This window comes from Streptomyces sp. SD15 (assembly GCF_054462255.1).
The window spans coordinates 194,515-215,425 of the sequence record NZ_JBTLMO010000008.1 but is presented as its reverse complement, the minus strand read 5'-3'; the positions used below and the strand labels follow the sequence as shown (position 1 = coordinate 215,425).

Annotated in this window: 18 protein-coding genes and 1 tRNA gene; 6 read left to right on the top strand and 13 right to left on the bottom strand. The window is 70.2% G+C overall.

Annotation, left to right across the window (positions count from 1 at the left end; genetic code table 11):
* Positions 1-32: 32 nt before the first annotated feature.
* From ACX28W_RS11185 to ACX28W_RS11155, 7 genes are all read right to left on the bottom strand, one after another.
* The gene (locus tag ACX28W_RS11185; protein ID WP_458998728.1) at positions 33-1,565 is read right to left on the bottom strand and encodes a glycoside hydrolase family 32 protein; all 1,533 of its coding nucleotides are present in this window, start codon (positions 1,563-1,565) and stop codon (positions 33-35) included.
* Complete coding sequence (locus ACX28W_RS11180; RefSeq protein WP_458998727.1) at positions 1,562-2,605, bottom strand: ABC transporter ATP-binding protein; 1,044 nt, start codon at positions 2,603-2,605, stop codon at positions 1,562-1,564. Before ACX28W_RS11180 ends, ACX28W_RS11185 begins: the two co-directional genes overlap by 4 nt.
* Positions 2,602-3,555, bottom strand: a complete 954-nt coding sequence (locus tag ACX28W_RS11175) for an ABC transporter ATP-binding protein (RefSeq protein ID WP_458998726.1) — start codon at positions 3,553-3,555, stop codon at positions 2,602-2,604. Before ACX28W_RS11175 ends, ACX28W_RS11180 begins: the two co-directional genes overlap by 4 nt.
* Before the next feature lie 3 nt (positions 3,556-3,558).
* Positions 3,559-4,479, bottom strand: a complete 921-nt coding sequence (locus tag ACX28W_RS11170) for an ABC transporter permease (RefSeq protein WP_458998725.1) — start codon at positions 4,477-4,479, stop codon at positions 3,559-3,561.
* Positions 4,480-4,493: 14 nt separating this feature from the next.
* Positions 4,494-5,471: an ABC transporter permease gene (locus ACX28W_RS11165; RefSeq protein WP_458998724.1), complete on the bottom strand. Its 978-nt coding sequence runs from the start codon at positions 5,469-5,471 to the stop codon at positions 4,494-4,496.
* Positions 5,472-5,562: 91 nt separating this feature from the next.
* Positions 5,563-7,242, bottom strand: coding sequence for an ABC transporter substrate-binding protein (locus tag ACX28W_RS11160; RefSeq protein WP_458998723.1), 1,680 nt, complete (start codon positions 7,240-7,242; stop codon positions 5,563-5,565).
* A gap of 74 nt (positions 7,243-7,316) precedes the next feature.
* Positions 7,317-8,339 (bottom strand): LacI family DNA-binding transcriptional regulator, encoded by a 1,023-nt coding sequence (locus ACX28W_RS11155; protein WP_458998722.1) that lies wholly within the window; start codon positions 8,337-8,339, stop codon positions 7,317-7,319.
* Positions 8,340-8,535: 196 nt separating this feature from the next.
* Here ACX28W_RS11155 and ACX28W_RS11150 point away from each other — a divergent pair, with 196 nt between their 5' ends.
* Positions 8,536-9,534 (top strand): carbohydrate kinase family protein, encoded by a 999-nt coding sequence (locus tag ACX28W_RS11150; protein ID WP_458998721.1) that lies wholly within the window; start codon positions 8,536-8,538, stop codon positions 9,532-9,534.
* A gap of 861 nt (positions 9,535-10,395) precedes the next feature.
* On the opposite strand, the gene ACX28W_RS11145 is transcribed toward ACX28W_RS11150, so the two are convergent.
* Both ACX28W_RS11145 and ACX28W_RS11140 read right to left on the bottom strand, forming a co-directional pair.
* Positions 10,396-10,470: transfer RNA gene (locus ACX28W_RS11145), tRNA-Ile, on the bottom strand.
* Positions 10,471-11,236: 766 nt separating this feature from the next.
* Positions 11,237-12,202 (bottom strand): pirin family protein, encoded by a 966-nt coding sequence (locus ACX28W_RS11140; RefSeq protein WP_458998720.1) that lies wholly within the window; start codon positions 12,200-12,202, stop codon positions 11,237-11,239.
* 132 nt (positions 12,203-12,334) lie between these two features.
* On the opposite strand from ACX28W_RS11140, the gene ACX28W_RS11135 reads away from it, so the two are divergent.
* From ACX28W_RS11135 to ACX28W_RS11125, 3 genes are all read left to right on the top strand, one after another.
* The gene (locus ACX28W_RS11135) at positions 12,335-12,865 is read left to right on the top strand and encodes a MarR family winged helix-turn-helix transcriptional regulator (RefSeq protein ID WP_458998719.1); all 531 of its coding nucleotides are present in this window, start codon (positions 12,335-12,337) and stop codon (positions 12,863-12,865) included.
* The gene (locus ACX28W_RS11130) at positions 12,862-13,302 is read left to right on the top strand and encodes a MarR family winged helix-turn-helix transcriptional regulator (RefSeq protein WP_458998718.1); all 441 of its coding nucleotides are present in this window, start codon (positions 12,862-12,864) and stop codon (positions 13,300-13,302) included. The genes ACX28W_RS11135 and ACX28W_RS11130 overlap by 4 nt, the downstream gene beginning before the upstream one ends.
* 89 nt (positions 13,303-13,391) lie before the next feature.
* Positions 13,392-13,739 (top strand): tetratricopeptide repeat protein, encoded by a 348-nt coding sequence (locus tag ACX28W_RS11125; protein WP_458998717.1) that lies wholly within the window; start codon positions 13,392-13,394, stop codon positions 13,737-13,739.
* Between the two features lie 197 nt (positions 13,740-13,936).
* Here the strand turns inward: ACX28W_RS11125 and ACX28W_RS11120 are convergent, their stop codons facing one another.
* Entirely contained in the window at positions 13,937-15,340 is a 1,404-nt protein-coding gene (locus ACX28W_RS11120) for a PepSY-associated TM helix domain-containing protein (RefSeq protein WP_458998716.1), read from the bottom strand.
* Between the two features lie 196 nt (positions 15,341-15,536).
* Between ACX28W_RS11120 and ACX28W_RS11115 the strand changes: the two genes are divergently transcribed.
* Positions 15,537-16,193: a peptide deformylase gene (locus ACX28W_RS11115; RefSeq protein WP_458998715.1), complete on the top strand. Its 657-nt coding sequence runs from the start codon at positions 15,537-15,539 to the stop codon at positions 16,191-16,193.
* 58 nt (positions 16,194-16,251) lie between these two features.
* Here the strand turns inward: ACX28W_RS11115 and ACX28W_RS11110 are convergent, their stop codons facing one another.
* Positions 16,252-17,685 (bottom strand): dihydrolipoyl dehydrogenase family protein, encoded by a 1,434-nt coding sequence (locus ACX28W_RS11110; RefSeq protein ID WP_458998714.1) that lies wholly within the window; start codon positions 17,683-17,685, stop codon positions 16,252-16,254.
* A gap of 121 nt (positions 17,686-17,806) precedes the next feature.
* Here ACX28W_RS11110 and trxA point away from each other — a divergent pair, with 121 nt between their 5' ends.
* Complete coding sequence (trxA, locus tag ACX28W_RS11105; RefSeq protein WP_458998713.1) at positions 17,807-18,175, top strand: thioredoxin; 369 nt, start codon at positions 17,807-17,809, stop codon at positions 18,173-18,175.
* Positions 18,176-18,199: 24 nt separating this feature from the next.
* Here trxA and ACX28W_RS11100 read toward each other — a convergent pair whose 3' ends face one another.
* Entirely contained in the window at positions 18,200-19,636 is a 1,437-nt protein-coding gene (locus ACX28W_RS11100; RefSeq protein WP_458998712.1) for an aldehyde dehydrogenase family protein, read from the bottom strand.
* A 46-nt stretch (positions 19,637-19,682) separates the two neighbouring features.
* Positions 19,683-20,861, bottom strand: a complete 1,179-nt coding sequence (locus ACX28W_RS11095; RefSeq protein WP_458998711.1) for a 4-hydroxybenzoate 3-monooxygenase — start codon at positions 20,859-20,861, stop codon at positions 19,683-19,685.
* Positions 20,862-20,911 lie beyond the last annotated feature (50 nt).

Sequence of the window (20,911 nt, the reverse complement as noted above, 5' to 3'; positions counted from 1 at the left end):
CACCCCGCGGGCCGTGGTTGTGTGTAAGACCGTCACGGCCACAGCGGCCGGGGTCCGTCGGTGAAGGCCGACGCCATCTGCCAGGCATCGAACCGCTCCAGGGCCACGTCGCCGTCGGCACCGATACCGACGCCGACGGCCTCGTCCGGGCGGGTGGGGTAGATGCGGGCGGTCAGGGCACGCCCGTTGGCGAAGATCTCCAGTGCGGAGTGGTCGACGAGGAGCCGCAGGTCGACCCGCCCGTCGGGGTCCAACGGCAGTTCCCCGTACCGGGGTTCGGTGTCGACCGTCGGGTCGAGGCTGCTGATCTCGCGGCGCAGGCGGAGCGTGCCGCCCGTTCCGTCGTGCGCCCTGCTCACCTCCACGACCGTGCGTTCCGCGCCGTCCGGTGTCTCGCGGACCACGAGCCGGGCGGTCGCTCCGGGAGCGAGACGCAGGGTTGTCTCGATGTCCAGCTGGTCCCCGCGCACGGCGGGCAGCCGGGTGTACGGGTCGGCCAGCCGGCCCGGAGCCACCTCTACGCGCTGCCGCCGCAGCTCGGTCAGCTCCGGCACCGGGGCCTGATGCAGGCCGCCGTCCGTGGCGAGCGTGACGACCCTCGGCAGGGACATCACGCCGCACCAGCCGGCCTGCGCGTTCGCTTCGTCCGTCCGGCCCTCCTGGAGCCAGCCGAACATGATGCGGCGGCCGTGCTCGTCGCGAGTGGACTGGGGGGCGTAGAAGTAGCGGCCGCCGTAGTCGAGGCGGTGGAGGGCGGTGGGGGTGAAGGTGTCGCCCTGGTAGCGGCCGGTCCAGTACAGGGGGTGGTGGGTGGTGTCCTCATCCCAGGCGGAGAAGACCAGCGCGTCGGTGCTGCCGGCCTCCTCGTCCTCGCCGAGCCGGAAGAGGTCGACGCACTCCCACATCGTGCCGGTCCAGTCGAGCTCGCCCCGGTTCTGCGAGGCGTCACCCGTCAGCAGGGGGCCGACGTAGCGCCAGCTGCGCAGGTCGTCGGATTCGTACAGGAAGGCCGTTCCGCCGATGCCGCGGATTCCCGAGCCCACCAGCTGGCGCCACACCTGGCCCTCCCGCCAGACGCAGTGGTCGCGGAAGGCCGTGATGTCGGCGCCCTCGGGCGGGGCGGTGATGACGGGGTTGGCCGGGTCCTTCGTCCAGTACCTCAGATCCGCCGATCCCCTGGCCACGCAGGGGAGTTCGTGCTCGCCGTGCCTGCCCGAGTAGACGAGCGTGGGCACACCGCCGTCGTCGACCAGGACACCGGACCAGCAGCCGTCGCGGTCGGGGCCGTCGGTGCCGGGGACGAGGGCGACCGGTTCGTCGGTCCAGTGGACGAGGTCAGTGCTGGTGGCGTGGCCCCAGTGGATGCGGTGGTGGGCGGCGGCGAGCGGGTTGTACTGGTAGAAGAGGTGGTAGACGCCGTTCCAGTGGCTCAGCCCGTTGGGGTCGTTGAGCCAGCCGCCGGGCGAGGTGAAGTGGAAGCGGGGGCGGTGGGGGTCGCGCAGGGCGCGTTCGGCCAGCCCCTCGGCGGTGTGGCTGCCGGAGGGGAGGGTGAGGTCGTGGGTCATGCGGCGGTGGTCTCCGCTTTCTCGGGGTCGTCGGTGGCCTCGCCGTCCGGCCTGTCCGTGGCCTTCAGGACGCGGCGGGCGATGTCGGAGGCGGGTGCGCGCAGATGGCAGCGCACCCAGTGGGGCTGTCCGTCGTCTTCGCCGACGATGTGGCGGACGGGCTCGGTGCGGCTGCACGTGCCGTCGTCGCCGTAGGGGCAGGACGTGGGGTTGAGGATCGCCTCGCGGTGCTTGGCGCGCTCGACGGGGTCGTAGCTGCCGGCCCGTTCGGGGTCGGGTACGGCGGACAGCAGCAGGCGGGTGTAGGGGTGGGCGGGGGCGTCCATGACGGCCAACGCGTCGCCGCCCTCGACGAGTTCGCCGGCGAACATGACCATCGTGGTGTCCGCGAGGTAGCGGGCGGAGCCCAGGTCGTGCGTGATGTAGAGCATGGCGATGTTCCGCTCGTCGCGCAGGCGCCGCATCAGGTTGAGCACGCCGACGCGCACGGAGACGTCCAGCATCGACGTCGGTTCGTCGGCCAGGATGAGGCGCGGCTCCACCGCCAGCGCGCGAGCGATGGAGACGCGCTGACGCTGGCCGCCGGAGAGTTCGTGCGGGTAGGACTGGAGCATGTCCTCGGTCAGGCCGACCGTTTCTGTCAGCTCGCGCAGCGCCTCTGGTGTGGCGGAGTGGCCGTGCAGGACGAGGGCCCGGGTGAGGAAGTGCTCGATGCGGTGGACGGGGTTGAGTGAGCCGAAGGGGTCCTGGAAGACCATCTGGACCTTGCCGCGGTACGCCCGTGATACCCGGCGCCGCTCGGTGCGCAGGATGTCCTCGCCGTCAAGCAGTATCTGTCCGGCGGAGGGCTGTTCGAGGCGGGCGAGGCAGCGGGCGATGGTGGACTTGCCGCTGCCGGACTCGCCGACCAGGGCGGTGATCCGGCCGGCCGGCAGGTCGAAGGAGACGTCGTTGACGGCACGGACGCGGCGCCGGGAGAAGACGGTGCCGACCTGGAAGTCCTTGGTCAGACCGCGTACGGACAGCAGGGGCTGGGTCATCGGGGGGCTCCCTGGGCACTCTGGGCCACCCACCGGCCGGGGGCGATCTCGCGCAGGTCGGGGATGTTCATGGAGCAGTCCGAGCGGTCCTCGGGACAGCGGACGTGGAAGCCGCAGCTGTCGGCGGTGCGCGGGGCGTCGAAGAGGCCGGTGAGCTCTTGGCGCGGGCCGGTCAGCGGCGGGAAGGCGTTCATCAGCGCCTCGGCGTAGGGGTGGAGCGGTCCCGCGAACAGGTCCTTGGCGTTGGCGAGTTCGACGATCCGTCCGCCGTACATCACGCCCATGCGGTCCGACAGCTCGATCATCAGGGACATGTCGTGGGTGATGAAGAGGATGGAGAAGCCCAGCTCCCGCTGGAGGTCGCGGATCTGCGCCATGATCTCCTGCTGCACGACCACGTCGAGCGCGGTGGTCGGCTCGTCCATGATCAGCAGCCTTGGCTTCAGGGCCACCGCCATGGCGATGACCACGCGCTGGCGCATACCGCCGGAGAGCTGGTGCGGGTACGCCTTCAGCCTTCCCGGGTCGATGCCTACCAGCTCCAGCAGCTCACCGGCCCGCTCCCGCGCGGCCCGCTTCTTCATCCGCTCGTGGGTGGTGAAGATGTCGACGATCTGCTCGCCGATGGTCAGGACGGGGTTGAGCGAGTTCATCGCCGACTGGAAGACCATGGCGATCTCCCGCCACCGGAAGGCGCGCAGCTCCCGTGCGTCCAGGGCGAGGACGTCGCGGCCCTGGAAGCGGATGCTGCCCGCGGTGATTTCCGCCGGGGGCTTGAGCAGTCGCATCACCGCGTTGGCGATGGTCGATTTGCCGCAGCCGGATTCTCCGGCGAGGCCGAAGATCTCTCCGGCGCCGATGGAGAAGGAGACGTCGTCGGCGCCAACGACGGTGCGTCCGTCGCTGCGGTATTCGACGCGCAGGCCGTTCACCTCAAGTACGGGTTCCATGGCTCAGCCCCTCCTCTCACGGCGGGCACGGCGGTTGCGCAGCCTGGGGTTGGTGATCTCGTCGACGGCGTAGTTGACCAGCGCGATGGCGAAGGCGACGAGGGCGATGCACAGTCCGGAGGGGACGAAGGCCCACCATGTGCCGGTCATCAGCGCGCCGTCGTTGCTGGCCCAGTACAGGTTGGTGCCCCAGCTGACGACGCTGCTGTCGCCGAGGCCGAGGAACTCCAGGCCGGCCTGGGCGCCGATGCCGAAGATCACGCAGCCGAGCAGCGTGGTCATCGCCACGGACGCCATGTTGGGCAGGATCTCGCGGAACATGATCCGCAGGGGGCGTTCTCCGGTGACGACGGCGGCGGCTACGAAGTCCTTGCCGCGGATCGACTTGGCCTGCGCGCGCAGGACCCGGGCCGAGCCCGCCCAGCCGGTGACGACGAGCACCAGGATCACGGTGGAGGTCCCGGGCGGCAGGAACGCGGCCAGGATGATGAGCAGCGGCAGGCCAGGCAGCAGCAGGAAGATGTTGGTGACCAGGGTCAGCGCGTCGTCGACGACGCGGCCGAAGTACGCGGATGCGAGGCCGACGACGATGGCGACCGCGGTCGCCACGAGCCCCACGGTGAAGCCAACGAAGAGGGAGCTGCGCGCACCCCAGAGGGTGAGGGCGAGCACGTCCTGTCCCTTGGCGGTCGTACCGAGCCAGTGCGCGGCCGAGGGGGCCTGGCTGCCCGTGGAGTTGATGAACGACGGGTCGCCGGGTGCCAGGACGGGTGCGAGCAGGGCCAGCAGCGCGAAGACGGCGAGCAGGATCAGCCCGGTCAACGCCTTCTTGCTGTCGATGAGCTGGCGCACCAGTCCGCGTCGGCGGGAGGTGCGTGCGGGGGTCGTCGGCGTGGTGGCCGTCGCGATCTCGATGGCGGTCATGTCGGCAGCCCCCTTCAGCGGACGCGGACGCGCGGGTCGAGGCGGACGTAGACGAGGTCGACGAGGAAGTTCGCGATCAGCACCGCCGCCGTGATCGTCAGGAAGATGCCCTGCATCAGCGGGTAGTCCAGGCCCTGGACGGCCATCAGCAGCTGGTAGCCGATGCCGGGGTAGGCGAACACGACCTCGGTGAGCAGGGCGCCGCCGACGACGAAGCCGAGCGCCATGCCGAAGTTGGTGACGGAGGGCAGCAGCGCGTTGCGGGCGGCGTAGCGGAACATGATCCGCGAGGGGCTGAGCCCCTTGGCCTCGGCCATGGTGATGTAGTCCTCGGCCGCTGTGGCGATCATGGTGTTGCGCATGCCGAGCATCCAGCCGCCGATGGAGACCAGCACGATGGTCAGCGCCGGCAACACCAGGTGGGTGGCGACGTTGGAGAGGAATTCGCCGTTGAAGCCGGGGGTCAGTCCGACGTCGTAGGCGTGCCGCATGGGGAACCAACCGAGGCTCACCCCGAACAGGTACAGCGCGCCCATGGCCAGCCAGAAGTAGGGGAACGAGCCGACGAAGATCAGCAGGGGCGGGAAGGCGGAGTCGAGGACGCCGCCGCGTCGCCAGGCGGCGACGATGCCGAGCAGGTTGCCGACAACGGCGGCGATGACCAACGAGACGCCGCCGAGAAGCAGGGTCCAGCCGATCTGCGAGCTGATCACGTCGGTGACCGGGGTCGGGAAGCGGGTGATGGAGATGCCGAGGTCGCCGGTGAAGACGCTCTTGATGTAGCTGAGGTACTGCTCCCACAGGGGGCGGTGGTCGAGGCCGAGGAGTTTCCGCAACTGGGCTATCTGGTCGGGCTGCATCGTGCCCTGGGCCTGCGCGAACATCCGGGAGACCGGGTCGCCCGGCATGAAGCGCGGGAGCACGAAGTTCAGGGTGAGGGAGGCCCAGAAGGCGAGCAGATAGAACCCCAGGTTGCGCAGGATGAGACGCACGGGTCGTGCTCCTGTCGTAGGGGGTGGTGGGGGGGGTGGGGGGCGGTGGGGAGCGGCCGTCCGGGGAGGAGGACGGCCGCCGATCCGTGCGTCAGCTCTTGACGGGCTTCAGCGAGGTGAGCACGAGGATCGTGCTGCCGTTGCGGTTGCTGAGGGTGGCGTACGGGTTCTCTTCGGTGGGCCAGCCGGTGAAGCGGGCGTCCGTGTACGCGCCCCACTCGGGGCCGGTGAACAGCGGGACGACGGGCGCGTCCTCGTTGTAGAGCTTCTGCAGGCCGTTCATCTGCTCGCGCTGCGCGCTCTCGTCCGCGGCGGCGGCGAAGGCGTCGATGAGCTTGTCGGTCTTCTTGTCGCCGAAGCGGTGGTAGTTCTCCGTGGCCTGCTTGCCGACCGGCTGGAGCATCTTGGTCGACATCACGCCGCGGTAGTACTCGTACGGTGTGGCGCCGTTGTTGCTCCAGACGATGCCGGTGTCGAAGGTGCCGGTGTTGTACGAGGACGAGACCGCCGACCAGTCGGGCGTCTTCACGGTGGCGGTGATGCCGACCTTCGCGAGGTCCTGCTTGATGATGTTGGCGACCGAGATCCAGTCGGAGGAGGCCGAGCCGACGGAGATGTCGAGCGTGAACGGCTTGCCGTTCTTCAGCTTCCGCTTGCCGCCGCTCTCCTTGTAGCCGGCCGCATCCAGGGCCTTGGCCGCCGCGTCGGTGTCGTACTTCGTCCAGGTGCAGGAGGCGGCCAGCGACGTGTCACGCCACTTGTCGTAGGTGCGGGCCAGGCCCGTGCAGTCGGCGGGTTCGGCGTAGCCGTTCATGGCGACCTTGGTGACCTGGTCGCGGTCGACGGCCATGCTGAGCGCCTTGCGCACGGCCGGGTCGTTGAACGGCGCCTTGGTGGTGTTCAGCTGCCAGTTGATCACGGCGGCGGTGGCCGGGAACCAGTAGTGGTTGTGCTTCTTGTCCTTGGCGACGAAGGACTTCTCGATGTTCGGGATGAACGACTGCGTCCAGTCCACCTCGCCGTTGGTGAAGGCGATGTTGGCGCTGTCGTTGCCGGAGAAGGCGAGCATCTGGATGCCGGCGATCTGCTGCTTGGCGGGCTGCCAGTAGTTCGGGTTCTTGCGCAGCTCGTACGACTGGCTCTGGAACTTCTGGATCTGCGTGTACGGCCCGGTTCCGACCGGGTTGGGGTTGGTGAATTTCGCCGGGTCCTTCACCTTGGACCAGATGTGCTTCGGCAGGATGTAGTGGGCGCCGATCTCGAAGAAGGCGGGTGAGAAGGGCTTGTTGAAAGAGAATTTCACCGTGTGGGCGTCGACCGCGGTGACCTTGTCCAGGTAGTCGAAGCCGCCCAGCACCTTCTTCTGGAGCTCGAAGGTGTAGACGACGTCGTCGGCCGTGAACGCCTGGCCGTCCGACCACTTCACGCCCTCGCGCAGCGTGAACGTGAGGGACTTGCCGTCCTTGGCCGTCTCCCACTTGGTGGCCAGCCACGGGGTGTCCTTGGCGTCCGCCATGCTGTGGACGACCAGCGGCTCGTAGATCCCCTCCTTGGTCATGGGGGCGGGCTGCGGGGAGAGCGGATTGAAGTTGCGCGTGAACGTCGCCAGATCCTCGCGCGGGATGGTGAGCAGCTGGTTGCCGGAGGTGTCACCGGCGCCGGAGGAGCCCGAACCACCCGTACAGGCGGACAGGACCAGGGCTGCGGCGGCGGTCGCGGTGACCGCTCTCAGGGCGGGCCGAAGCCGCCGCGGGGCGATGGAGGGTGCCATAATGGAGACTCTTTTCCTCTCTTCAACACACAGGACGAAGACGGGATGGGATTACTCGGCGGACTGATTCGCAGTCAGACCGACGAGCGTTCGAGCAGCGGGCAGTCGATCGTCACCCGGTGGGTGTCGAGCGGCTGCCCCGCTGCGAGAGCGGCGAGCATGTCGACGCCCTTGGTGCCCATGGCTTCGAAGGGCAGGGCGAGCGTTGTCAGCTTCGGCCGCAGATAGGCGGCGATGAGTTCCTGGTTGTCGAACCCCACCACGGCCACGTCGTGCGGGATGCGCAGTCCACGTTCCTTGATCGCGTCGTACGCGCCCATCGCCATCCGGTCGTTGCCGCAGAACAGAGCGGTCGGCCGGTCGGCGGCCGGGCGGTCCAACAGTTCGCAGGCGGCGGTGTAGGCGCCGTCGGCGGTGGCCCAGCCGGGGATGACGAGGGAGGGGTCGGGGGTGATCCCGGCCTCGCTCAGAGCACGCTCGTAACCCTCGCGCCTGCCGGTGGCGGCCGGGATCTCCGGGTCGAGGTTGATGAACCCGATGCGGGTGTGACCGGCATCCAGGAGCCGGCGGGTCGCCTTGTAACCGCCCGACACCTCGTCGGGCAGGATGCACGGCAGCTCACCTGCCGCGTCGTAGCAGTTGACGAGCACCGTCGGCACCTCCCGGGCGGCCTTGGGGAGCGTGACGGCGCGGTGCCAGGTCGTGGCGTACAGCAGCCCTTCCACGCGGTGCTCCAGCATCTGGTCGAGCGCGGCGGCCTCCTGCACGGGATCGCCCTCGCTCGCGGCGATCAGCAGGAACCTCCGGTCACCCCAGGCGCGGCTCTGCGCGCCCGTAATCACCTCCGCCGCGAAGGGGCCGGTCACGATCTCGGTGATCAGACCGAACCAGCCGCTGCGGTTGGAGGCCAGCGCCCGCGCCCCGGCGTTGGGCCGGTAGCCGAGCTCGTCGATCGCCTCCAGGATCCGCCGACGGGTCTCGTCGGGGATGGCGGCGCCGGGCTTGTCGTTGAGTACGAAGGAGACGGTGGTCCGCGAGACACCCGCGTGGCGGGCCACATCGCTCATGGTCACGCGATGCGCCTTGTTCGTGGCCACTTCCAGTCCCTTTCGGCCAGCCGGAGGCGCGACACGCCTCCGGTTTCGCGCTTTAATAACGCGCGTTACTTCCTTGTGGCAGGGAAGTTACGTCCGTCTTGAGCGGCATGTCAATACCTGTGCAAGGGCTGCATCAGGCCACCGTCCCGGTGCCCTTCGCCACCCGCGCTCTTTCTGAGAGAGGCAGACAGTCACCATGGCCCGACCCCAGGCCCCCAGCAGCGTCACCGTCCTCGGCGAGTGCGTCGCCGACGCCTTCACCGACCCCGCCCGGTCCAGCTCCGATGAACTCGCGCTGCGCGCCCTGCCCGGTGGCGGTCCCGCCAACACCGCCGTCGCCCTCGCCCGGCTCGGCACCCCCACCCGCTTCCTCGGGCGCTTCTCCACGGATGTCTTCGGCACCCTCTTCCGTGCCCGCCTCAGTGCCTCCGGCGTCGACCTGACCGGCAGCGTGACCGCCCCCGAGCCCAGCACCCTCGCCGTCGCCGACCTCGACGAGACCGGCCAGGCCACGTACACCTTCTACGCCGACAGCGCGGCCGACTGGCAGTGGACCGACGAGGAACTCGCCACCACCGGGTGGGAGAGCACGGCCTGCCTGCACACCGGCTCCCTGGCACTGATACGCCAACCCGGCGGCACCCGCATCGAGGACCACCTCGCCAAGGCCCGCGAGCACGTCACCGTGTCCATCGACCCCAACGTCCGCCCCCTGCTCGTACCGCCCGCCGCCTACCGCGAACGGCTCCCCCACTGGTGCGCCCTCGCCGACATCCTTCGCCTCAGCGAGGACGACCTCGCGTTGCTCCTGCCCGGCGTCAGCCCCGAGGAGGCGTGCGACACCTGGCACGCCGCCGGCGCGCGCCTGGTCGTGATCACTCTCGGCGGGCGCGGAGCCCTCGCCTCCCTCGACGGCCACCGCGTCACCGTCCCGACCCCGACCGTGGACGTCGTGGACACCGTGGGGGCCGGGGACTCCTTCACCGCGGGCCTGCTGCACCGCCTCACCGCACTGGGACACCTGGGCGGCCGACTCGACGGACTGGGCCTCGAAGCCATCACCGACGCCTGTACCTTCGCTGCCCACGTTGCTGCCCTGACCTGTTCCGTCCCCGGCGCAGACCCGCCCTGGGCAGAAACCTCCGCGATCTCCGTTCCCGCGATATCCGGACGCCGTCCGCTCCGCCGGCAGTAGTCCGGTGGTCTCGTAGAAGCGCAGCGTTGCGGCCGGATGCCGGGGCGCTCGGCCAGCTGCGATAGGCGGTAGGTCGTCGCACCACCGACGGTAAAAGCCTCGACACAACTCGAAGGTCAAGCCCCCATCGCCAAACCACCCGAACCCGCGCCTGGACGGACAGCCAGGACCCGTCCATATGCGGGTTCGCCCGCCGGAACCTCCAGGATTGCGGGAACCCGCGCGCTTCCCCCCTTGGACGTGCTCGCCGACACCGGCCCGTCGATCGTGCCGGCGCGGTCTACCACCCACGCTGAAGGAGGCCATGCTCTGGTCCGAGGCGCTCGAAGGCGCGGGCGCTGGTGCCCAGCCGGCGCACACCTGTTCGCAACAATCCACAGCTGGACAGGGCCTGTTGGTGACCGTCCCACCGGCCTGACCAGTCGAACCGCAGGGCTCTACGCAAGAGGGGCGAGTAACCCATCCGGGCGGTTTCCTCTTGGGGCAGTTTCCCCACCCCCTGGACGTCATCACAGATCGAGCGACGCGAGGGCGACAGTGTCTCCACAGCGCGATGACAGCCCATGCCGCGCAACCAGCAAATGGGACAACGAATCGCCCCGTAGACACCGTCGACTGAACACGACCGCGCCGTCCCGGCCCCTGTACGGCCCCTGGGTCTTGGCATCGGCCCTCAGAGCCGTCGCCCGGACTACGAGCGACAACCTCGAACACCTACTCCGCGGCAGGTCAGGCGGGTTGGAAGTACCGTGGGCGCCGCCGGACTCCAAACCCACGAGCAGCGGATTCAGTCCGTTCAAGCAAAGTTGACGATCCGACACCCAAGAATGAACGTTTCCGCAGGTCAGCGACCTGCACAGGTGGGGCGGGTGGGACTCGAACCCACGGCCGACGGATTATGAGTCCGCTGCTCTGCTTTACGCCGCAATCCGCCCCCTCATCACGTCCCAGTCGCCGGCATGCGGCCAGCCGCAACCAGACGGGGAATGCCCTCGCCGCACGCACCGAGCCTTGCCATGCAAACGACAGATTGCGTCGGCAAGCCTGTTGTTGAGCTGGACACCCGGGACCTGGTCTGGGTCTCGCGCCCGAGGCCAAGATCCGGGCCATTCCCGGACCAAGTCGCCATCCGCCGCCGACAGCGGTCCCGTTTCCACAGGCCGGAGCGCGTGTACCACCATGAGACCAAGAACCTGCCGGCTGCCGTTCACCCGTTCTGAAGCAGAGCCTGGCTTGCCGACAAGCCGCTTCCGAGACCTGTCGCTGCAGCCACACCCTCCCCATAGCGGTCCGCCCAAGGGGTGAGTACGGCAGCAGCGGCACGCCGGGGCATTGGGGGATTCCCACAAAAGCCCCCTCGTCACGGACTTCTCCTCCCCTTCGTCGCCCGGGCACTTAGGGACCCGTGCCCCAGCGCAAGTCACCGAAGTCAGCATCGGCCTGGCCTACACGCGAGCGGCAGCTCCGGGGCGGACGCTCCAACAGCTGCGACACCAGCGCCATGACACTGACGCTCCGTCAGGAAAGTCAGCATTGGGTCAGCATTAGGCTGACTAAACCCGCCTACAGATGGCCAGACATGAGAACGCAGCGTTGTCCGTCGACGGACTTCGCAGGAGCGATCGGCCCCTCGGGAAAACGGGGTGTCGAGCGGGGACAGCCGCATCCCACGAGAGGCCTGCACTAGAGCTGGAACCCCAGATCAGCGCACTCTTCCGCGCGGTTTCAGTGGTACAGGCGGGAGTTCGGGAGCGCGCAGTGGAGCCCCGTCATACCCCACCACCTCACCGAATCGGGAGCCCGCCATCCAGTCCGAACGGGCCTGTGCGATATCCTCGGTGGACCGCCCGATGAAGTTCCACCACATGACCAGCTCCTCCTCGAACGGCTCGCCGCCCAGGAGCATGAGGGACGCGTCCGACTCGGCGCGCAGGGGCAGTTCGCCGCGGCCGCAGCCGAGGTAGAGCATCGAGCCCGGGAGCACCGATACGCCGTCCACGTACGCCTCGCCCGACATGGCCAGCACGGCGTACTCGAAGTCGGGCTCCAGCGGGAGTCGTACGTCGGTGCCGCCGGCGAGGGTCAGGTCGGCGCCGACGATGGGGGTGTAGGTCGTACCGGGCGAGGTCGCGCCGTCGAGGCTGCCGAGCATCAGCGTGGCCTTGAGGCCGGGAGCCGTCACGACGGGCAGTTGCGCGTGGTGTTCGAAGTGTGGGTCGGTGTGGCGGTGGCTGTCCGGGAGGGCGACCCAGAGCTGCGCGCCATGCAGAAAGCGGGCGTGCGACTTGGGGCTCTCCTCGGAGTGACTGATGGCCCGGCCCGAGGTCATGAGGCCCAGTTCACGCGGGCGGATCGTCTGCAGGCTGCCCGTGGAGTCACGGTGGAGTACTTCGCCCTCGTGCAGCCAGCTGACGGTCTGCAGCCCCATGTGCGGGTGCGGCGGGACCTGCATGCCGGGCTCGTCGGCGATGTCATCGGGCCCGTAATGATCGACGAAGCACCACGCACCGATCATGCGGCGGCCCAGGTTGGGCAGCAGGCGGCGGACTTCGGTGGACTCGCCGAGCTTGACCCGGCGGGGACTGAGGAGTTCACGCACCGGCTCGGCCACCACGAAACCGCGGCCACCGCACAGGGCGGGAACTGCCTCGCGATCAAGATTGCTCATGGCGCACAACCTAGTCCCGTAGTGGACCGTCCGTCAGGTCATCGATCCTCTCATGGCAGGCGCTCGCCTCTCTTGGCAGGCGCTCGGCAGAAATAGTAGCCATGGAGATAGTAGCCATGTATGGTTTTTTGCATGAGCTCGGTACCCGAGAACGCGACCCCCGGTTTCCTCGTCTGGCTCCTGTCCCTGAAGTGGCGGGTGGCCGTCGATCGGGCGGTCGCGCCGCTGGGCCTGACCCACGCCCAGTACTCGCTGGTGGCGTCGTTGTACGGCATGCACAGGGCAGGGCGGCGGCCCAGCCAGCGGCAGCTCGCCGACCACACCGGGCTCGAAGCGCTCTATGTCTCGAAGCTGGCCCGCGCGCTGGAGACGGCCGGCGTCGTCGATCGGACGCGGGACCCGGACGACCCCCGAGCCATCCAGCTGTCGCTCACCGAGGAAGGGCGCGAGGTCGCACGCCGCGCGATCAGGGTGGTCCAGGGCCTGCTGGACCGACTCCTCGAGCCGCTCGGCGGGCTCGACGGCGAGCGCACGACGGCGTTCAGTCGCGAGCTGGCGACCCTGCTCGACGTATCACTCGATCCACCCGCCGAATTCGATCCGCATGCCGGGCTCGACGCGCGTTCCGAGCTCGATCCACACCTCGACAAGGAGCGGACATGACCACCACCACTCCCCCCGTCAACGGCCAGGTCATCGGCCTGGCCCACTATGCGAGCCGCGCCCGGCTGGAGGTGGCGCTGGCTCGCGCCGGATGCACCTTCAACCAGTCGGTGGCCCTGCGGGCCGTCTCGGACAACGGCGGGACCGTCGAGCGCTCCTGGCTCGTGGGCCGGCTGACCGGGGCACTGAAGATCGAGGAGGCGGCGGCTCGGGAGACCGTCGCCGGGATGACGGCCCTCAAGCTGCTGGAGGAGACGGGCGCCGAGCAGGTGTCGCTCACCGAGCGCGGGCGCGAGCTGTTCGAGGAGATCCGCACGGCCGGGAACGAGATCGCGGCGCGGCTGTACGCGGGCATTCCGGCCGAGGACCTGGCGGTCGCCGGCCGCGTGCTGACCCTGGTCACGGAGCGGGCCGACGCGGAGTTGGCCGAGGTGTAGGGCCCACCACCGCGGGGGCCGGGCCACAGAGGCCCTTCCTGGAATATTCAACCAACTGGGGCTGTTCCACGCGTCGAAGGAGGTCCGCAGTGGACACGAAGTACTACGACCAGGGAACGGCCGCGGAGCGCTGGGAGCGGGCGCAGTTGTTCTTCGACGCCAAGGACTACGCAGGCGCGGCGCGGGTTCTGGGCGGGCTGGTGGACGAGGTGCCGGAGCAGGTCGGACCGCGGCTGCTGCTGGCGCGCGCGTACTACCACTCGGCGCAACTGCGCCGTGCCGAGGCCGAGTTGCGTGTGCTGGTGGAGCGCGACCCGGTGGAGCACTACGCCCGGCTGATGCTGGGGCGCACGCTCCAGCGCCAGGGGCGCACCGACGAGGCCGAGTCGCACCTGCGGATCGCCTCGGCGCTTGCGGGTGAGTTCGAACAGGTGTGATCGCGCCCCGAGGGCGCGGGCCCGGGAGGCCGAGTGCCGAAGCGCGCGGGCCGGTCACCGAAGTGACCGGCCCGGGCCACGGCACCCGGCCTCTTCCCATGCCCCTGGGGTGAGTCCGGCGAGACGACCCAGGGCATATCGCCCCTGAGTCGATACGGCCCCGCGAAACTACAGGGCTGTGGCCGACGCTTCTCCGGTCACGCCGCCTGGCTGTCCTGGGTGCGCTTGCCTCGCCGGTGCGCGATCTCGCCGAGGACGACGTCCACGGCGATGAACACCGCGAGCGGGATGCCGAGCAGCGGAACGAAGTAGCCGAGGACGGCGACGGCCGCCATGAGCGGGACGAGGACCTGCGGGGGGACCTGCGCCCAGGCGCCGCGCGGGATGGGGCGGCCGAACGCGGAGCCGCGGCCGCGCTGCCACCACATGCGGTAGCCCAGCACGATCAGCAGGATCAGGGAGAGAGCAAGGGCCATCAGGGCGATCTGGTTGACCAGGCCGAAGAGGACACCGGTGTGGGCGTCGATGCCCCAGCGGGTCAGCTTGGCGAGCAGTGGGTAGTCGGCGAAGCGGACTTCGTCGGTGACCTCGCCGCTCGCCGGGTCCACAGCCACCGCGTCCTGCTTCTCGGGCCAGCTGCGCTGGATCTGCTTCACGACGTACGCGGAGGAGGCGTCGGCGGGCGGGACTATCTCGACGGGGTCACCGAGGCCCTTGGCGCGGGCGGCCGCGAGGATGTCGTCGAGGTTCTGCGTCGGGGCCTCGCCCGCCTCACCGGTCTCCCCGCCGCCGTGCTCCGCGTGCTCGCCGCTCGCCGCCGCCGACACCGAGGGGGTGGCCTGGCCGAGCGAGGTCTTGAGGGTGTCGATGTTCGCCCCGGCGTACGCCGACCAGGTCAGACCGGTTGCCGAGAGGAAGATGAACCCCGCGGCCGCCCAGACGCCGACCGTGCCGTGCAGGCCCAGGGTGCGGCGCCGCCCGGAGGTACCCCGCACCTTGCGCTGGGCGCGCCGACGGCCGAACCACAGCACGAGCCCGCCGCCCGCTATCACCCACAGCCAGCTCGCGGCGAATTCGCTGTAGAGGCGGCCGTTCTCACCGAGGTGCAGGTCGCGGTGGAACTCGTCGATCCAGGTGCGCAGCGGCAGCGCGCCGGTGGACCCGTACTGCTCCAGCGCTCCACGCACCTTCGCGGTGTACGGGTCGACGAACACCGCAAGGGTGTGGGTGTCGTCGACGCCCTGGACGCCGGAGAGCAGCACGCGCGTCGTCGCGTCCGACTCCGGGGAGGGGCGTACGGACGAGACGGTGCCCTCCGGGTGGGCCTTGCGGGCAGCGGCCACCTGTTGGGACAGCGGCAGCTTCTCGTCGCCCACCGGGACGGTCAGCTCGTGCGCGTACACGATCTTCTCGGCCTGGAACGAGGCGGCGTACAGGAAGCCGGTCGTGGCGGCGACCAGCAGGAACGGGGCGACGAACACCCCGGCGTAGAAGTGCAGACGCAGCACCAGCGGGCGCAGCGCGGACCAGACTCTTCGGGGCGGTGCCGGGTCGGCGGGCTGCGGGGACTGGTCCGTCGTGGTCGTGGGAGCGATGGACATCGGCGGGCTTCTCCGGTGGGGCTGGGGACGGACGCGGGCCGGGAGTTGGGCTTCCTCGGCGGTGGGCGATCCAGTAGTCGGGCCGTGGGGGCGGCGAGTTCCCGGGCGTCGACGTGGCGTGCGTCACATGACGCGAGGTGCTGGACGCGCCTGGCGCCGCCTCGCTCGGCGCGATCCCTCTTGGCATCCTGGCGCGATGGCATCCGAACGTGACCTCAGCGCCTCCCGCCCTCTGAGTGACCTGGTCGAGGAACTCCTCGCCCATGAAGGCCCGTTGCCCATCGTCGCCGCCGGGAACCCGGTGCTGCGCCGACCCGCCGAGCCGTTCGACGGCCAGCTGGACCCGGGGCTGCTGGCCCGTTTCGTCGCCGCTCTGCGCGCGACCATGCACGCGGCGCCGGGCGTCGGCCTCGCGGCGCCGCAGGTCGGCGTGCCGCTGCGCCTCGCGGTCATCGAGGACCCGGCGCCGGTGTCCGAGGAGGTTCGGGTGGTGCGCGGGCGGGTGCCGCAGCCGTTCCGGGTGCTGGTGAATCCGTCGTACGACGGGGTCGGCGCGAGTCGGGCAGCGTTCTTCGAGGGCTGCCTGAGCGTGCCGGGCTGGCAGGCCGTGGTGGCCCGGCACGCCGAGGTGCGGCTGCAGGCGCTGGACGAGCGGGGCCACATGATCGACGAGGTGTTCACGGGGTGGCCCGCGCGCATCGTCCAGCACGAGACGGACCACCTGGACGGCGTGCTCTATCTGGACCGCGCGGAGCCGCGCTCGCTGTCCTCGAACCAGGCGATGGCGGAGCGCTGGGCGCAGCCGACGCCGGCGGAGGCCGCCGAGGCTCTCGGCTTCGCCCTGCCCGACTGAGAAACCCGGGGGCGCGCCGGACCTCACCGACGGCGAAGTCCGGCGCCCCCGCGTGCGGCTACGCGTCCCGGTACGCCTCCAGCAGCCGCAGCCACACCTCGCTCACCGTCGGATAGGACGGGACCGCGTGCCACAGGCGGCTGATCGGTACCTCTCCGACGACCGCGATCGTCGCCGAGTGGATCATTTCGCCCACGCCGGGGCCGACGAAGGTGACGCCGAGGAGGACCTCGCGGTCGAGGTCGACGATCATGCGGGCCTTGCCGCGGTAGCCGTCGGCGTACAGGCCGGCGCCCGCCGCGGAGGACATGTCGACGTCGACCGCGCGTACGCGCAGGCCCGCGCGCTCGGCGTCGGCGAGGGAGAGGCCCGCGGCCGCGGCCTCCGGGTCGGTGAAGACGACCTGGGGGACGGCCGCGTGGTCGGCGGTCGCCGCGTGCGCGCCCCAGGGGTCCGTCGCCAGGAGGGGCACCCCTGCCGCGCGGGCGGCGATGGCGGCGCCCGCGATCCGGGCCTGGTACTTGCCCTGGTGGGTGAGGAGCGCGCGGTGATTGACGTCGCCGACCGCGTACAGCCACTCGCTGCCGGTCACCCGCAGGCTGTCGTCGACGTCGAGCCACGAGCCCGGTTCCAGGCCGACCGTTTCGAGGCCGAGGTCGTCGGTGCGGGGCGCGCGGCCGGTGGCGAAGAGGATCTCGTCGGCCTCGATGCGGTCACCGGTGTCCGTCAGGGCCACCACGGTCGAGCCCTCGCGCGTCACCGCGGTCACCGAGGTACCGGTGCGCACGTCCGCGCCCGCCTCCGTGAGGGCCTCGGCGACCAGCTCGCCGGCGAAGGGCTCCATACGGGGCAGCAGCCCCTTGCCGCGGACGAGAACGGTGACCTGGGAGCCGAACGCCTGCCAGGCCGTGGCCATCTCGGTGGCGACCACACCGCCGCCGACCACGATGAGCCGGTCCGGCACCTCGTGCGCGCTGGTGGCCTCGCGGCTGGTCCAGGGCTTCACCTGGGCAAGTCCCGGCAGGTCGGGCAGGAGGGCGCGGCTGCCGGTGCAGACGGCGACCGCGTGCCGGGCGGTGAGCACCTGCCGCTCGCCGCCCGGCCCGTCGACGATCACCTGGCGTGGACCGGCGAGACGCCCGTGTCCGCGGTAGATGTCGGCTCCGATGCCGCGGAGCCAGTCAGCTTGTCCGTCGTCCTTCCAGTGGGAGGTGAAGTAGTCGCGGTGGGCGAGGACCGCGGGGATGTCGAGGGGGCCCTGCACTGCCTGGCTGAGGCCGGGCACCCGGCGGGCGTCGGCGCGGGCGAGGACCGGGCGCAGCAAGGCCTTGCTGGGCATGCAGGCCCAGTAGGAGCATTCGCCGCCGATCAGTTCGCTCTCCACGACCGCGGTGGAGAGGCCGGCCGCGCGGGCCCGGTCGGCGACGTTCTCCCCCACGGGCCCGGCACCGAGCACCACGACGTCGTACGCGATGGATTCCGTTTCCGTCATGGGGTCAGTCTGGTTGGTGGCGTGCGCCGTGGCCACACGGGTACGCGCGCGGAATACGCCACCGGGAGGCGGCGTTGTGCAAACCGGCCCGATCCGGACGCTAGGAAGAAGGAAAAAACGTATGAGCAGCACCGTGGAGCTCACCAAGGAGAACTTCGACCAGACGGTCACGGACAATGAGTTCGTCCTGATCGACTTCTGGGCGTCCTGGTGCGGGCCGTGCCGTCAGTTCGCCCCGGTCTACGAGAAGGCGGCCGAGGCCAACCCCGACCTGGTCTTCGCCAAGGTCGACACGGAAGCGCAGCCCGAGCTGGCCGCGGCCTTCGAGATTCAGTCGATCCCGACCCTGATGATCGTCCGCGATCAGGTCGCGATCTTCTCCCAGCCCGGGGCCCTGCCCGAGGCCGCCCTGGAGGACGTCATCGGACAGGCCCGGAAGCTGGACATGGACGAGGTCCGCAAGTCCATCGCCGAGCAGCAGGCCCAGTAGGGCAAGTAAGACCCCGTTCGCAGATCAGAACGGGTACGGCGCCACGTCGCCCCGCACCGTCGTCCAGCGCACGTCGGTGAAGGCCTCCAGGTTGGCCTCACCGCCGAAGCGGGCGCCGGTGCCGGAGGCGGCGATACCGCCGAACGGGGCGACGGCCTCGTCGTTGACGGTCTGGTCGTTGATGTGGGCGATCCCCGTCGGGATGCGCTCGGCCAGGTCCAGGCCGCGCGCGATGTCCCGGGTGACGATGCCCAGCGCGAGGCCGTACGGTCCCGTCGAGGCGAGGGCGGCGGCCTCGTCGACGTCCGCGAAGGAACGTACCGGCGCGACCGGTCCGAAGACCTCCTCGGTGTACGCGGGGGTCGAGTCGTCGACGCCCGCGAGCACGGTCGGCCGGTAGAACAGCTTCTCGTGCGTACCGCCCGCCGCCAGCTTGGCGCCGCCTGCCGTGCTGGAGTCCACCAGCCCCTGGATCTTGGTGAGTTGGGCGGTGTCGATGATGGGCCCGAGGTGCACCTGCTCGCGGTGCGGGTCACCGACGGCGAGCGAGTCGGCCTTGGCGGCGAGCCGCTCGACGTACTCCTCGTAGAGCGAGGCGTGCACGAGGTGGCGGCCCGTCGTCATGCAGATCTGGCCCTGATGGAAGAAAGAGCCCCATGCGGCGGTGGAGATGACCGCCTCGATGTCGGCGTCTTCCAGCACGATGAGTGCCGAGTTGCCGCCCAACTCCAGGTGTGCGCGCTTGAGATGACGGCCGGCTGCCTCACCCACCGCACGTCCGGCGGCGGTCGAGCCGGTGAAGGAGATCACCGGTACCCGCGGGTCGGCGACCAGGGCCTGGCCGGCCTCGGGGCCACCGGGCAGTACCTGTAGCAGGCCTTCCGGAAGTCCCGCCGCGGCGAAGACGGCGGCGAGCGCGAGGCCGCCGCAGACCGCGGTGCGCGGGTCCGGCTTCAGCACGACACCGTTACCGAGCGCGAGTGCCGGGGCCACCGAGCGGATCGAGAGGATCAGCGGGGCGTTGAAGGGGGCGATCACGCCCACGACGCCGACCGGGACGCGTCGCGTGTACGACAGACGCGGGGCCTCCGACGGCAGGATCTGGCCCGCCGGGCGTGAGGCGAGGGCGGCCGCCTCGTAGCACTCCTGGGCGGCGACGTGCAGTTCGAAGTCGGCCTTGCCCGGGATGGAGCCGGACTCGCGGACGATCCACTCGCGCAGTTCGTCGGCGTGTTCGGCAAACAGATCACCGGCCTTGCGCAGGACGGCGGCGCGGACGAAGTGCGGCGCCTTGGCCCAGGCGGCCTGGGCGCCTGCGGCGTCCCGCGCGGCCGGCGCGACATCCTCGGCGGCGGCGAGCATGACCGTGGCCAGCGTCTCGCCGGTGGCGGGCTCGGTGACGGCGTACGCACCGCCCGCCAGGGTGCGGGACTGCCAGGTCTTGGGGTCGAGCAGCGGCATGACGGCTCTCCGATCGTTCACTGATCACACTGATCACCGGCGGGACTCACAGCGCGAGGGGCAGTCCCGTGTAGTTCGCGGCCAGTTCGACGGCCGCCGTGCGGGATGCGGCAATCCGGCGCAGCCGTGCGAGCTGCATCCGGTGGTCGAACGCATCTCCATCTGGTTGAGCGTGCAACATCCTAGTCATGTCGTACGAGAAGCGAGTGGCCTGCCACACCCGCTCGAGACACACCTCCGAGTATCGGTCGAGGAGTTGGGTCGAGCCGGTGCGCATACGCTCGGCGAGGCCGCGGGCCAGGACCCGTACGTCGGACACCGCGAGGTTGAGGCCCTTGGCGCCGGTCGGCGGCACGATGTGGGCGGCGTCCCCGGCCAGGAACAGTCGGCCGTGACGCATCGGCTCGTGGACGTAACTCCGCATCGGCGTAACCGACTTGGAGGTGATGGGGCCGCGTTCCAGCCGCCAGTCGCCGTCGATCCCGAAGCGCGCGGCAAGTTCGTCCCAGATGCGCTCGTCGGGCCAGTCGTCGGCGTCGGTGCCGTTCGGGACCTGTAGATACAGCCGCGACACCGACGGCGAGCGCATGCTGTGCAGGGCGAATCCGGCGGAGCCGCGCGCATAGATCAACTCCTCGCAGGAGGGCGGCACATCGGCGAGGATCCCGAGCCAGGAATAGGGGTAGTCGTGCGCGTAGGTGCGGCTCGCCGCGGCCGGGAACGCGTCGCGGGAGATGCCGTGCGAGCCGTCGCAGCCCACCACATAGTCACAGCTCAAGGTCTGCTCGCGGTCCTCGTGCACAAAGCGCACGACGGGCGCCTCGCTCTCCGGCTTCTCGACGGCGAGAGCCTCGGCCTCGAACAACAGCGGTGGACCGGAGGCGAGTTGGAGCGCGATGAGGTCCTTCACGATCTCCGTCTGGGCGTAGATCGTGACGGTGCGCCCACCGGTGAGCGCGGGGAAGTCCATGCGGTGACACTCACGGTCGAAGCGCAGCTCGATGCCGCGATGGATCAGCCCCTCGGCGTCGAGGCGGTCGGCGGCGCCGCATGCGCGCAGTGCGTCGACCGTGCCCTGCTCCAGCATTCCGGCGCGTTGCCGCCGCTCGACATACGCCCGCGGTCGGCTCTCCAGGACGACACAGTCGATGCCCGCGCCGTACAGCATCCGGGCCAGCAGGAGCCCCGCGGGGCCGCCGCCGATGATGCCGACCGTGGTCCGCATGACGCGCCTCCCGTCTCCGATCCGGCCGGGGACCCGCTACAGGTTCCGGC

Coding starts and splice junctions, on each gene's coding strand:
- ACX28W_RS11160 (WP_458998723.1), bottom strand. CDS start 7,242: ATGGCACCCTCCATCGCCCCGCGGCGGCTTCGGCCCGCCCTGAGAGCG.
- ACX28W_RS11115 (WP_458998715.1), top strand. CDS start 15,537: ATGGCATCCGAACGTGACCTCAGCGCCTCCCGCCCTCTGAGTGACCTG.
- ACX28W_RS11180 (WP_458998727.1), bottom strand. CDS start 2,605: ATGACCCAGCCCCTGCTGTCCGTACGCGGTCTGACCAAGGACTTCCAG.
- ACX28W_RS11120 (WP_458998716.1), bottom strand. CDS start 15,340: ATGTCCATCGCTCCCACGACCACGACGGACCAGTCCCCGCAGCCCGCC.
- ACX28W_RS11100 (WP_458998712.1), bottom strand. CDS start 19,636: ATGCCGCTGCTCGACCCCAAGACCTGGCAGTCCCGCACCCTGGCGGGC.
- ACX28W_RS11110 (WP_458998714.1), bottom strand. CDS start 17,685: ATGACGGAAACGGAATCCATCGCGTACGACGTCGTGGTGCTCGGTGCC.
- ACX28W_RS11140 (WP_458998720.1), bottom strand. CDS start 12,202: ATGAGCAATCTTGATCGCGAGGCAGTTCCCGCCCTGTGCGGTGGCCGC.
- ACX28W_RS11130 (WP_458998718.1), top strand. CDS start 12,862: ATGACCACCACCACTCCCCCCGTCAACGGCCAGGTCATCGGCCTGGCC.
- ACX28W_RS11150 (WP_458998721.1), top strand. CDS start 8,536: ATGGCCCGACCCCAGGCCCCCAGCAGCGTCACCGTCCTCGGCGAGTGC.
- ACX28W_RS11135 (WP_458998719.1), top strand. CDS start 12,335: ATGAGCTCGGTACCCGAGAACGCGACCCCCGGTTTCCTCGTCTGGCTC.
- ACX28W_RS11170 (WP_458998725.1), bottom strand. CDS start 4,479: ATGACCGCCATCGAGATCGCGACGGCCACCACGCCGACGACCCCCGCA.
- ACX28W_RS11095 (WP_458998711.1), bottom strand. CDS start 20,861: ATGCGGACCACGGTCGGCATCATCGGCGGCGGCCCCGCGGGGCTCCTG.
- ACX28W_RS11185 (WP_458998728.1), bottom strand. CDS start 1,565: ATGACCCACGACCTCACCCTCCCCTCCGGCAGCCACACCGCCGAGGGG.
- trxA (WP_458998713.1), top strand. CDS start 17,807: ATGAGCAGCACCGTGGAGCTCACCAAGGAGAACTTCGACCAGACGGTC.
- ACX28W_RS11175 (WP_458998726.1), bottom strand. CDS start 3,555: ATGGAACCCGTACTTGAGGTGAACGGCCTGCGCGTCGAATACCGCAGC.